At 61.0% G+C, this 11,162-nt stretch carries 15 protein-coding genes; all 15 read right to left on the reverse strand.

Annotated features, from left to right (window positions below):
* Positions 1–452 (reverse strand): UvrD-helicase domain-containing protein (locus Q0176_RS11010; RefSeq protein WP_299302926.1); only part of this gene is annotated, 452 nt, incomplete at its 3' end.
* Between the two features lie 44 nt (positions 453–496).
* Positions 497–1,263, reverse strand: a protein-coding gene (locus Q0176_RS11015; protein WP_299302967.1) for an IS5 family transposase whose coding sequence is annotated in 2 segments (ribosomal slippage) — positions 497–939 and positions 939–1,263 — 768 coding nt in all. Because the reading frame shifts where the segments join, the coding sequence is not laid out codon by codon here.
* Positions 1,263–1,559 carry a hypothetical protein gene (locus tag Q0176_RS11020; protein WP_299302929.1) on the reverse strand — a complete coding sequence of 99 codons (297 nt, stop codon included), beginning with the start codon at positions 1,557–1,559 and terminating at the stop codon, positions 1,263–1,265. The genes Q0176_RS11015 and Q0176_RS11020 overlap by 1 nt, the downstream gene beginning before the upstream one ends.
* 31 nt (positions 1,560–1,590) lie before the next feature.
* Complete coding sequence (locus Q0176_RS11025) at positions 1,591–1,956, reverse strand: hypothetical protein (protein ID WP_299302932.1); 366 nt, start codon at positions 1,954–1,956, stop codon at positions 1,591–1,593.
* Between the two features lie 424 nt (positions 1,957–2,380).
* Entirely contained in the window at positions 2,381–3,358 is a 978-nt protein-coding gene (locus Q0176_RS11030; RefSeq protein ID WP_299302935.1) for an AraC family transcriptional regulator, read from the reverse strand.
* A gap of 91 nt (positions 3,359–3,449) precedes the next feature.
* Positions 3,450–4,769, reverse strand: coding sequence for a tRNA (N6-isopentenyl adenosine(37)-C2)-methylthiotransferase MiaB (miaB, locus tag Q0176_RS11035; RefSeq protein ID WP_299302939.1), 1,320 nt, complete (start codon positions 4,767–4,769; stop codon positions 3,450–3,452).
* A 251-nt stretch (positions 4,770–5,020) separates the two neighbouring features.
* Positions 5,021–5,374 carry a 50S ribosomal protein L19 gene (gene rplS / locus Q0176_RS11040; RefSeq protein WP_299078647.1) on the reverse strand — a complete coding sequence of 118 codons (354 nt, stop codon included), beginning with the start codon at positions 5,372–5,374 and terminating at the stop codon, positions 5,021–5,023.
* Positions 5,375–5,431: 57 nt separating this feature from the next.
* Complete coding sequence (gene trmD / locus Q0176_RS11045; RefSeq protein ID WP_299302944.1) at positions 5,432–6,613, reverse strand: tRNA (guanosine(37)-N1)-methyltransferase TrmD; 1,182 nt, start codon at positions 6,611–6,613, stop codon at positions 5,432–5,434.
* The gene (gene rimM / locus Q0176_RS11050; RefSeq protein ID WP_299302947.1) at positions 6,613–7,182 is read right to left on the reverse strand and encodes a ribosome maturation factor RimM; all 570 of its coding nucleotides are present in this window, start codon (positions 7,180–7,182) and stop codon (positions 6,613–6,615) included. The genes trmD and rimM overlap by 1 nt, the downstream gene beginning before the upstream one ends.
* Entirely contained in the window at positions 7,160–7,402 is a 243-nt protein-coding gene (locus Q0176_RS11055) for a KH domain-containing protein (RefSeq protein WP_299302950.1), read from the reverse strand. Before Q0176_RS11055 ends, rimM begins: the two co-directional genes overlap by 23 nt.
* A gap of 127 nt (positions 7,403–7,529) precedes the next feature.
* Positions 7,530–7,799, reverse strand: coding sequence for a 30S ribosomal protein S16 (gene rpsP, locus Q0176_RS11060; protein ID WP_299302953.1), 270 nt, complete (start codon positions 7,797–7,799; stop codon positions 7,530–7,532).
* Positions 7,800–7,909: 110 nt separating this feature from the next.
* Positions 7,910–9,250 carry a signal recognition particle protein gene (ffh, locus tag Q0176_RS11065; protein WP_299302956.1) on the reverse strand — a complete coding sequence of 447 codons (1,341 nt, stop codon included), beginning with the start codon at positions 9,248–9,250 and terminating at the stop codon, positions 7,910–7,912.
* A complete protein-coding gene (locus tag Q0176_RS11070; protein WP_299302959.1) occupies positions 9,243–9,557 on the reverse strand; it encodes a sigma factor-like helix-turn-helix DNA-binding protein in 315 nt (104 codons plus the stop codon). The genes ffh and Q0176_RS11070 overlap by 8 nt, the downstream gene beginning before the upstream one ends.
* A 102-nt stretch (positions 9,558–9,659) precedes the next feature.
* On the reverse strand, positions 9,660–10,466 hold the full coding sequence (locus tag Q0176_RS11075) for a J domain-containing protein (protein WP_299302962.1): 807 nt from the start codon (positions 10,464–10,466) through the stop codon (positions 9,660–9,662).
* Between the two features lie 13 nt (positions 10,467–10,479).
* The gene (locus tag Q0176_RS11080) at positions 10,480–10,959 is read right to left on the reverse strand and encodes a QueT transporter family protein (RefSeq protein WP_299302964.1); all 480 of its coding nucleotides are present in this window, start codon (positions 10,957–10,959) and stop codon (positions 10,480–10,482) included.
* Between the last annotated feature and the right edge of the window lie 203 nt (positions 10,960–11,162).

The raw sequence follows: 11,162 nt of genomic DNA on the forward strand, positions 1-11,162 counted from the left end.
GATATTGTCCATTGGCCTCTCTTGGGGAACAGGTCATCAAAGCCGTCAAGGGCCTTGAACTTGTGAAAGTTCTGGAAAACGGTATATTGCTGGTCAAAGGCATCCATGAGGCGATAGTTCTTGCGGAGTCTCGTGTACTCAAGGTGTTCCTTTAGGAGACGGAGGCAGATAGAGTGGAATGTGCCGACATACATATCGTTGATGTTTGCTGCTATGCCGCGCAGAATCAGCTCATTGGATATGCGCGTGATGAGTTCCTTTGCCGCTTTCTCGGTGAACGTGGCGATGAGAATGCTCTCAGGCTTAACGCCGCGCTCCTCAATGAGGTAGAGAGTGCGCTGGACGAGGGTATAGGTTTTTCCCGTCCCCGGCCCTGCCGTTATCAGGACAGGCCCGTCCGAGGCGGCTATGGCCTCCCGTTGGGCTGAGTTTGCGTTGCCAAAGTCGAACATATCTATCCTCCCCTACCTCTGAATTTACAGTAACTTAGGTCGTGTTAACACAAAAGCAAGAAGTCGACAACAAAAGCAAAAAGCAGGAATCCCAAGAAAATAACATCCAACTTATCGTAGCGCGTAGCAATGCGACGAAACCTTTTAACCCTGCAGAAAAGACGCTCGACCTCGTTCCGTCTCTTGTAAAGCTCTGCATCATACCGCCAGGGTTTCTTCGCGTTGCTCTTGGGCGGAACGACCGGCTCCAACCCGCATTCTTCCGCAAGACGACGTGTTGCCACCCCACAATAAGCCTTATCCATCAACAACTTGCATCCGGGGGGCAACACCTCCCTCAGCATCTCTATCAACTTGCGGCCTTCCGGGCCATCATGGGCATTGCCGGGCGAGAGATGAAAAATCAACGGACAGTCGGGACCCGCGGCAACCAGATGAATCTTGGTGGTCCATCCTCCCCGGGACTTTCCGATAGATTGAGGTCCCCCTTTTTTAAAGCCCCTGTCCCATCAGGATGGACCTTGACACAGGAACTGTCCAGACATACCGCTTCAAGTCTCATGCGGAGAAGACGCTCGTGCTGCAGGCGTTCAAAAACCCTGTCCAAAACACCGGACTTGTACCATCGGCTCATGCGCATGTAGATAGTATGCCAGTTCCCGAACCTTTCCGGGAGCCTCCTCCATTTGCACCCATTTTCCATGACATACAGAATGGCATTGAGCACCTTAAGGTTGTCGTAAGCGACATTGCCTCGATGGACGGGGAAACAATCCGCTATACGCTCGTATTGCACCTGGCTGATCTTCATCATGCGACTATTTTGACATATCTTGACCAATTTAACAATATCTTGAGTGAACAAACCCTAGCAACTTGACAAAGTAGGTTGGAAACGTTGTCTGCAACATCATTCGGTTCTCCTAGAATCTCCTGAGCCTTCTCGATGGAGGTGCCCGGTCTCAAGGACATCAATGTCTCATAGATCTCCCTGCCGCTGCGAGAGGAAATCGGCTCCTCTTGAAAAAGAAACTGTTTCGCAAGCAAAAAAACGAGAGCAAACAAAAACAGACCTGCAAGCCCCGCATAAAGTCTCTTCCGGTTCATCCGTCTCCTCCTCTCATCCGTTAGGGCTCTTCTACAGCCACGTGGATGGGTGACGCGGGTCGCACATCAGGAAACTCGAGGGCATGATCAAGCCCAGCCCCAAAACGACCGCCGGAATAAAAAAGTAAACCCCGGGAAGATCGTTCATCCAGAACCAGAGCCCCATCGAAACGGCGAGGGGAAATAAAAAGGCTATCCGATTCGCCGTCCCCATCTCCACCACCCCCAACATTCCCAGGGCGAGGCTCAGGAACCACCCGAACGCGATCGACACAAGAAAGCCCACGATCCACCAGGCACTTTCGGAGAAAAACATCAACGGCCCGCCACCGATCAAAGCCAACACCAGGCGTCCCCATTTTTTCTCAGAGGAAAGCACAAGGGCAAGAAAGTTCATCATGCAGCCTCCTTCCCATAGATGACAAAAAAATGAAAAGCAGCTTTCCCTGCTGCTTCAAGGCGGGCCGCTCCGCGCTCGTCCGCAGGAATGCGCAGCTTGCGCAGGTCCGCGCGCCGCTCCCGACAGCCCTTCCGAGTTCCAAGCTATTCCATTCACAAAACGGGATTCCAACCCCTGCTCCGTTTTCATTGAAACACAAACAGACATACCTGTAAAGGACTCGGAACAGTCCTCTGCAGCGCATGTCTGGGCGTGGAGAGATTTCCTTTCGATTTTTGCCGTACCCCGGGCAGCCGAACCGGGCGCGGGAATGGAGGATGAGGTGATGTCATGGAAAGGAGGGGAGAAAAGAGAGATAAAGCCGCGAGGGGTCCGAAAACGCTTTTCCGTCCGACGCGGGAGGCGGAGTGTCCTCGGAGCCCTACCCTTTGACCCCGCCGGGACTGCAGCCGTACTTTCTCTTGAACGCCCGGGAAAAGCTGCTGGCGTCGCCGTAGCCTACGCACGACGCCGTCTCCGCCACACCCCGGCCGAGCTCCAGCAGCCTCCGCGCCGCGCTCATGCGCCGGTCCAGGATGTAGGAATGTACGGGCAGGCCATAGGCGCGTTTGAACGCCCGCTTCAGCGAGCACTCGTTGATGTGTCCGTGGCGGGCCAAATCTTTTATGGAGACGGGACGGGAGATGTCCGCGTCGATCATGGCCTTCACCCGCTCCAGGGCCTGACGCTCCGTCCGTGAGAGGCGATCCCGGTCATGCCCGAGGGAGCCGGAACGGGCCTGTTCCAGGATCAGCGAGAACAGCTCCATGGCCTTCGCCTCCATGTAGAGGAGCCGCAGGTCCCCGCACAGGGGACAGTCCTGCAGGTCTCCCAGCACCCGCCGCACGGCATCGGTCAGGACGAACGTCCGCCCGGTATAGCCGCGGCCCGCTTCGAGGCCAAACCCCGGCCCGTCGCCGATAAACCGGCGCAGTTGCTCCGAGGGGACCGACAGGCTGATCCCCATGCTCCGGCATCCGGGAGTCAGCGTCATGGATTCCACGGCCTCGCGGACCCGCAGGACGACGAAACGGTCGGGGCCAATCGTCCACTCCGCTCCGCTGAGCTCCTCCGACCAGAAGAGCTCGCCGAAAAGGGAGAAATAAAGGGTATAGGCGTCCCCGGTCGTGCTCATGGACAGACGCGTCCTGCGATCGGACCGTGCGTCCTCCCAACTGACCTCCATGAAATTATCGAGAAAGGCGCGCCGGAACTCGCCCTCGAGCCCTTCCCCCGAGATGCGGCAACAGCGCTCCTCGGGAGAGGACGGCGTTTGGAGAAAAGCCGAAAAACGATCCGCCAGGCGATTCAAACGCGCATCGCGACACAATATTTTACGGCACAGCCATCTTCGGCCCATCACAAACCCGCTCCTCGAAAAGGAAACTCGGCCCCGCAAGGCCTCAAACTCCAGGGAGGCGCCGCTCGGCACTCGAGCCTATCACCTCAAACTACGATCCTGCAATCTCCCCGTGCAGGCACCAGGACTCCGCCTCGGTGATCCTCACGTCGACGAATTTTCCCAGCAGTTCTTCGCCGCCGGGGAAGAGCGTCACCTTGTCCGTGGAGGTCCGGCCCTGCAGGAGCCCCTCGCCCTTCGGCGCAGGCGCATCCGCCAGAACCCGAAAGGTCCGCCCCACCAGCGCCTCGTTGATCGAGAGCGTGATGGCGTCCTGTACCGCATTGATGCGGGTCAGGCGGGAGAGACGCACCTCCTGGGGCAGCGCTCCGGGCATGTTCGCCGCGGGTGTGCCCGTACGTTCGGAGTAGGCCGCCGTGTGGACGAGGTCGAACCGGATTTCCTCCAGGGCCGATACGGACGCCTCGAAGTCCTCCTCCGTCTCGCCGGGGAACCCCACGATCAGGTCGCTGGTCAGGCCCAGCTCGGGAAGCGCCCTCCGCACCATCCGGACTTTTTCGAGGTACTCCGCGCGCGTGTATTTCCGGTTCATGAGCTTCAGGATGCGGTCGCTCCCCGCCTGGATCGGCAGGTTCAGGGAGGGGCAGACGGTGCGCTCCCCGGCCATGACCTCCACGATGTCCTCGGTAAAATCCTGCGGCAGCGACGTGACGAAGCGGACGAGGTCGAGGCCGTCGATCCGCGCGACGTCGCGCAGCAGGGAAGCGAACGTCGTTCCGTCCGAAAAGTCCTTGCCGTAGCTGTTGACGTTCTGCCCCAGCAGGGTGACCTCCCGCACGCCGCTCGTCACGAGCAGGCGCACCTCGCGCAGGATGTCCTCCGCGGGGCGCGACAGGAAGCGCCCGCGCACGTAGGGGACGATGCAGTAGGTACAGAAGTTGTCGCAGCCGTGCGCAATGGTCACGTAGGCCCGCCAGGGGTTCTCGCGCCGGGCGGTGAACTCGTCCAGATCGAAGAAATCCCGCGGGTCGTCGTCCAGCAGATCGACGCGCGCTCCGTCCCGCATCACGCGCTCCAGACCGTCGGGCAGAAGACCGATATGCCGCGGCCCGGAGACGAGCCTGACCCAGGGGAAACGGGAGAGCGCACGCCTGCCCAGACTCTGGGCGATGCAGCCCGTCAGGGCGACGACGGGTCGGCGCCTGCTGCTCCAGGCATCCGCGTAACGCCCCAGCTCGCTCCAGACCTTCTGCTCCGCCTTGCCCCGGATGCTGCACCCCGTGACGACGACCAGGTCGGCCTCCGCCTCCTTCGTATCCTCCCAGCCCCTGCGCACCAGTGCCGTCCGCACCCGGTCACTGTCGTAGACGTTCATCTGACAGCCGTAAACCTTCATATGAAAACGGTACACACTCAACCTCCAGCTTCCTGCCGAGCACAAAAAACGACTGTATATACAAAAAACGACGTTCCCGGAGGAGCGTCGCAGGCTCGCAAAACCAAAATCCACACAAACAAAAGGGCATCCGGCCGATCCGCACGCCTTTCACGCCAGCAGTACCATCATATCACATTGGGCCCCTCAGGACGGCGTCGGCCCAAAACGGACAAAGCCCCGCCAAGAAGGCGAGGCTTTGTCCCTGGGATGACCCCCGAAACGAACTAATCGAACTCGCGGCGCTCCTTGATGCGCGCGGCCTTGCCGCTCAGCTTACGGAGATAGTAGAGCTTGGCGCGGCGCACCTTGCCCAGGCGCTTGACCTCGATCTTCTCGATGGAGGGGCAGTGCAGGGGGAAGATCCTCTCCACGCCGACGCCGTTCGAGATCTTGCGGACGGTAAAGGTCTCGCTCAAGCCCCCATGCTGCCGTCCGATCACGATCCCCTCGAAAACCTGGATGCGCTCGCGGACGCCCTCCTTGACCTTCACATGGACGCGAAGGGTATCGCCGGGGCGAAACTCCGGTACCCCCTCCGTCTTGAAATATTTCTTCTCCACAAGGTTCAATATATTCACTTTCGCATTTCCTCCTTTAAGGAAAACAGTTTTCGTTTCATTGAGCTCATTCTCCGTTCAGCGGCCTCCCAGGATGCGATCTAGGGCGACGGCTGCCCGGGCCGTCAGGGGCAAGGTCTCTCCGCCGTCAAAAAGGCCGGCGACCAAAAAGCCGCCCTCCAGGCCCCTCCATTCCTCCGGAAGGACGGGGAACAAAAGAAGCACGGGCCCCGGATGCTCGAGGCACCGGCGTTTGACCTCCAGGGCATGAAGCGACCCCCTGCACGCCGCGTCCAGGACTGCGATCCTCAAAAGGGGCGCTCCTTTTTCCTTTCGCTCGATCCAGTCGATGGCCCACTCCAGAGAGCCGAATATCTTTGGCGAAAGGACGGGGTCCCCTTCGGCCCCCGCTGCCGATTCAAGGGAGCGCCTCCCCTCCCTGTCCGTCACGACGAACACCGGACGCCCCAACCCGTAGGTACGGCACAGACGCCGTACATCCGAGACGAAAGGAGGAGGAAAAACCTCGGCATCCCCCATCACGGCCAGGTAGACGTTTCCCGTCAGGTATCCCCGGATGGCGGCGCGGGAAAGAAGGTCCGGCCTTCTGGCCAGGGTCCTTTCCACGGCCTTCGCGCGCCTCCAGGAATGTATCTCCGACGCGTTGCCGCCCAGAAGGACCTCGGGGACCGTCCGCCCCTCCCATGAGGCGGGCCTCGTGTAGTGCGGATGGTCCAGCATGCCGCGGTAAAAGGAGTCCTCGGCGACCGCCTCGCCCCGCCCCACCACTCCGGGCACCAAACGGGACATGGCATCGACGATGGCCATCGCGGGGATCTCCCCGCCGGTCAGGACACAGTCCCCCACCGTAACCTCGAGGTCGACCTCACGCTCCACAAAACGCTCGTCCAACCCCTCGTAGTGACCGCAGAGGATAACCACATGCTCCTGACGCGTGAGGGACTCGACGATCTCCTGGGTCAGGACGCAGCCTTGAGGCGAGGGGTAGACCACAAACGGGTCCCCTTCCCCCAGCTCCCCGGCGGCGCGCAGGGCGTCCGCCAGCGGGGGTGCGGCCAGGACCATCCCCCCGGAACCGAAGGCATAGTCGTCGATCTGGCGATACCCCCCCCGGCCGAACTCCCTGAGGTCGACAAGGTCCACGCGAACGAGCCCCCGCTTCACGGCCCGTCCCAGGATGCTCGTCGAGAGAAAGTCCCCGAAAAACTCGGGAAAGGCGGTCACGATCGTGACGTGCATCAGTCCCAGAGACCCTCGATCAAAGCAATGCAAATCCGGCCCAGATCGAGGTCGATGTCCCGGACAAACTCCTCCGCTGCCGGGACGTAATGCACCCGGCCATCCACTCCCAATATCTCATAGGTCTCGCTCGTACCGGCCGTAAGGATATCTTTCACCGTCCCCAGGGGGCGGCCCTCCATGTCCTCGACCTTCAGTCCGATGAGGTCGTCGATCCAGAAGTGCCCTTCCGGCAGCTCGACGCGATCCTCCGCATCGATAAGAACCAGAGCCCCCGACAGGGCCGCAGCCTCGTCCCGGTCCCCAAGATCGCTCTCCAGAATGAGGCTGTCTTTCCCCTCATTGAAGCGAATCCGCCTCACGTTCAGCGTGGACAGCAGGACGCCCTCCCTGTAGAGGTCCAGGGAATCCATCCCCTGAAAACGCTCGGGAAAGTCGGTCAGGGGAACGATCGCCAGCTCCCCTCGAACGCCGTGGGGCGAGGAGACGCGCCCGATAACCACCTTCCCGTCGGGGATGTTCGAAGCCGAGGCGGATTCCGCCCGTTCATTCCTCGACGATGTCGACATCCACCTTTTCTCCGGCTTTGACGGCGGCCGCTTTGGCCAGGAGCCGAATCGCGTTTATCGTGGCCCCCCGCTTTCCGATAATGCGTCCGACATCCTCATGAGCGACGCGAATCATGACCTTGGTACCATTTTCTTCCTCTCCGCTCTCAACGCTAACGGCATCCGGCTGCGTTACGAGGTATTTGACGATAAATTCGACGAGCTCCTTATAGTTGACCATTGCGGCACCTCCTATTTTTTGTTTGGATATGTGAGACAGATATGGTACGAAACCAGGCCGCTGTCAGGTTCAGGGGGCAACGGCCCATATCCGGAAAGTTCCCCGGACCCCGTCTGAGAAGCGGGGGCTAGTGGGCTTTCGCGCTCTCGAACTTCTCCCAGATCCCCTGCTTCTTCAAAAGTCCTCTGGCCGTATCCGAGGGCTGGGCCCCGACGCTCAGCCAATACAGCGCGCGATCCTCGTCGATGGCCACGGCCGCCGGGTCGGTCATGGGGTTGTAGGTCCCGATCAACTCGATGAACCGGCCGTCCCTGGGCGAACGCGAGTCCGCAACCACCAGCCTGTAAAACGGAGCTTTCTTTCTGCCCAGACGCGACAAACGAATTCGTACCGCCATATACTACACCTCCTGCAAGCTTTGAGAAAACTGAAAAAAACAAGAAAATTACCCCCCTGAGGGGGAAAGTCGAAGGGGAAGACTCCCCGTCGTTCTCCTGAAAAATACGCTTAGAAAAAACGCCCCCGCCTCCCGAAGAGGGAGCGGAGATTGAACCCCTTGCCCCCCGAGGAAAAGGTCTTGAAGAGCTTTTTCATCTGTTCGTACTGTGCCAGCAGCTGATTGACCATCTGGACGGAGGTCCCCGATCCCATGGCGATACGCCTGCGCCTCGATCCCTTGATGATTTTCGGGTTGAGCCGTTCCGAGCGCGTCATGGACTGAATGATGGCCTTGTTGCGGCGAATGACCGAGTCGTCCATCTGCGAGGCGTCCATCCCCTTGATGCGGCTGAACCCAGGCACCATCTCCATCACCTTGCCCAAGGGCCCCATCTTCTCGATCTGCTGGAACTGAAGCAGCAGGGTCTCCAGGGTGAAGTGCCTGTCCTTGAGGCTCTCCGCAATCTGGGCGGTCTCCCCCACCCCCGCGGCCTGAACCTTTTCGAGCAGCCCCTGGATATCCCCCATCCCCATGATGCGGCTGGCCATGCGCCGGGAATCGAAGACCTCGAGCGCATCCGTCCCCTCTCCGACGCCGGCGAACTTGACGGGAATCCCCGTCGCGGCCCGTATGGCCAGGGCGCTTCCGCCCCGGGCATCGCCGTCCAGCTTGGTCAGGACCAGGCCCGTCAGGCTCAGGAGCTCATGGAACGACCGCGCGACGTTCACCGCCTCCTGCCCCATCATGGCGTCGACCACCAGCAGCTTCTCCTGAGGGGGCAGGACCCCGGCGACGGCGCCGAGCTCCTCCATCAGGTCCCCGTCGACATGAAGGCGTCCGGCCGTGTCCAACAGGATGACGTCGTGCAGGCGGGAGGCCGCATAATCGGCCGCTTCACGCACGACCTTCAGAACATCCTGTCCCCCGTCCGCGGGGCCGAAGAAAGCGACCTTGGACTGCTCGGCCAGGACCCTCAGCTGTTCGACGGCGGCGGGACGGCGAAGATCGCAGGCCACGACCAGGGGGTTGTGGGAGTCCTTGAGACGCCGGGCCAGCTTGACGGTCGTCGTCGTCTTTCCGCTCCCCTGCAGGCCCGCCATCAGGATGACGGTCGGCGGCTTCGGGGCGATGGTCAAGGGGGCCGGCTCCCCCATGAGGGCGATCAGTTCCTCGTAGACGACGGTCGAGACATGCTGCGCCGCCGAGATGGACTCCAGGACGTCGAGCTGGACCGCCCGCGCCCTGATCCTCTCGATCAGATCTCGGACGACCTTGAAGTCGACGTCCGCCTCCAGGAGCGACTTGCGGATCTCGCGCAGCGCGAGATCGACATCGGCCTCGGACAGCTTGCCCTTGCCGCGCAGTCGGGAGAATGCGGACTCCAGCTTCGATCTCAGGGATTCAAACATCCGTATATCGCCTCAGGCTTTCCTCCAGCTCGCGGATGCGCCCTTCCAGGCGCTCGACGATCTCGGCAAACTTCAGGTCGCGCTCTATGGCGTCCAGACGGTCCATCGTGCGGCGGACCAGAATATGGACGGCCTGACGCGTGATTCCAAGGGACTTCGCCACCTCGGCCGGAGCGAGATCGGAAAAATAGAGCATCTCGTAGACATCCCTCTGCCGCTCCGTCAGAAGGGGGGAATAGAGATCGTAAAGCGCATTGAAACGCATCCGGCGCTCCAGGCGCTCCCTGTCGTCGTCCCAGCCATTCACGCCGCATCCACTCCCCGACCGTGACAGCAAGCCAATGCTCTCATGAACTCAGGCATTATAGAGAGACGCCGAAACTTTGTCAAGCATTTTTGTTTTACGGTTTTACATCGAAGATTCGGAGCCCTTCGGCTCCAGGAGGACCGCGAAAGCGGCGAAGATGACGACGAAGGAGGCGTACCATAAAAGCCAATCCACGCCGAGCGGCAAGGCCGGCTCCCGGACGTCCCTGAGGAACCATCGGGCGCAAAAAGCGTAGGGCGCGCCTGAAAGGCAGGGATAAAGGACCCCCAGCTTCCGCCCGTCCCCCAGCGCGGGGAGGCGGAAACGAATGCCCCAGAAGGAAAGCCAGAAAAAGGGTCCCCAGATTATGCCCTGCAGGAAGGCCTTCAGCACGCCACGCCCGTCGCTCAGGCTTTCGAGCCTCAGCCACCCCGAAAGCCAAAGGAGAAAAAGGCTGCCCAGGACCAACAGGGGAACCTTGGAGCGCTCGAAATACTCCCCCGCCTTCCCATCCCGCTCGCGGCCGTGGGGAACCCACCCACGGGGAGTGTGCCCGAGATCCCCCGCCTGATCGACCTTCACCCGCTCGATGGGATCGACGGACGGGGACGGAGAGGACGGCGCCGCACTCGGCCGAACGGGGTCCGGTCTTCTCCCGACGGAATACGGAGAGTTCTCCTCCATGAGGTCCCAGACCCCTCGGCTCCGGTCGTACTCCCTGCGGGACACGGCGTCGCCCAGCACCCCCCAGGCCTCGAGGATCTCCTCGAAACGATGGGTCACGGAGGGGTCGGGGTTGACATCGGGAGAATAGAGCTTGGCCATCCTCCGGAAAGCCGCCTTGATCTCGTCGTGAGGGGCCGTCTCGGAGACGTTCAAGATCGAGTAATAATTTTTGAAGCTGTACATACCCCTTCCCCCTTTACCGTACACTTCCCCCGACATTCCGCCTGAGGATGCCGCGCCTCTCGAGCGAACGCATCAGGGGAAGGCCTATCAGAAAACAAGCCCCCGCCTCGCCCAGCCCGACGTACAGGCAGGTCGCTGCGAGAGGGGTTCCAACGAGAACATGCAGCATTCCCCCGATCAGCAGCATATTCACCAGGACCGGAGGCAGCGCGGCCATCCACAGACAGGGCATCCGGCGCGTCAGGACCCCGGCCAGCAGCGTCGCCCCCGTCCCCACGACCACGTCGACCGCCCCGTACCCTCCGAACAGATTGGCGATCAGGCAGCCCGCGGCCAGCCCCGGGACCGCCTCGGGCAGGAAATAGGGCAGAAGCGTCAGCCCCTCGGAGAAACGAAGCTGAACCGGCCCGTAGGAGAGAGGCGCGAGGAGCACGGTCAAAGCGGCATACAGGGCGGCGACCATGCCCCCCAAGGCCAGAGTCCTGAGTTTCATCAAACGGATAGCTCCTTAAAGACAACCTAATTATAATATTCCCACGGCGGCAAGCGACGCCAGGAAAACGCTGATTTATCTATGAAGCACCCCGGTGGTACCCCAGCTTGCCTGTTTCGAGTAAGAAACTTGCCGGGGCCGCCGCTACCCCCAAAGGGGAGCCTTCCGGCAGCCGCTCGCTTCGCTTGCGGGCCGATCAGTCT

The organism is uncultured Fretibacterium sp., from assembly GCF_938040765.1.
Taxonomy (GTDB): Bacteria; Synergistota; Synergistia; order Synergistales; family Aminobacteriaceae; genus CAJPSE01.

Coding starts and splice junctions, on each gene's coding strand:
- Q0176_RS11020 (WP_299302929.1), bottom strand. CDS start 1,559: ATGAACCGGAAGAGACTTTATGCGGGGCTTGCAGGTCTGTTTTTGTTT.
- Q0176_RS11025 (WP_299302932.1), bottom strand. CDS start 1,956: ATGAACTTTCTTGCCCTTGTGCTTTCCTCTGAGAAAAAATGGGGACGC.
- Q0176_RS11030 (WP_299302935.1), bottom strand. CDS start 3,358: ATGGGCCGAAGATGGCTGTGCCGTAAAATATTGTGTCGCGATGCGCGT.
- trmD (WP_299302944.1), bottom strand. CDS start 6,613: ATGCACGTCACGATCGTGACCGCCTTTCCCGAGTTTTTCGGGGACTTT.
- rimM (WP_299302947.1), bottom strand. CDS start 7,182: ATGTCGACATCGTCGAGGAATGAACGGGCGGAATCCGCCTCGGCTTCG.
- Q0176_RS11055 (WP_299302950.1), bottom strand. CDS start 7,402: ATGGTCAACTATAAGGAGCTCGTCGAATTTATCGTCAAATACCTCGTA.
- rpsP (WP_299302953.1), bottom strand. CDS start 7,799: ATGGCGGTACGAATTCGTTTGTCGCGTCTGGGCAGAAAGAAAGCTCCG.
- ffh (WP_299302956.1), bottom strand. CDS start 9,250: ATGTTTGAATCCCTGAGATCGAAGCTGGAGTCCGCATTCTCCCGACTG.
- Q0176_RS11075 (WP_299302962.1), bottom strand. CDS start 10,466: ATGTACAGCTTCAAAAATTATTACTCGATCTTGAACGTCTCCGAGACG.
- Q0176_RS11080 (WP_299302964.1), bottom strand. CDS start 10,959: ATGAAACTCAGGACTCTGGCCTTGGGGGGCATGGTCGCCGCCCTGTAT.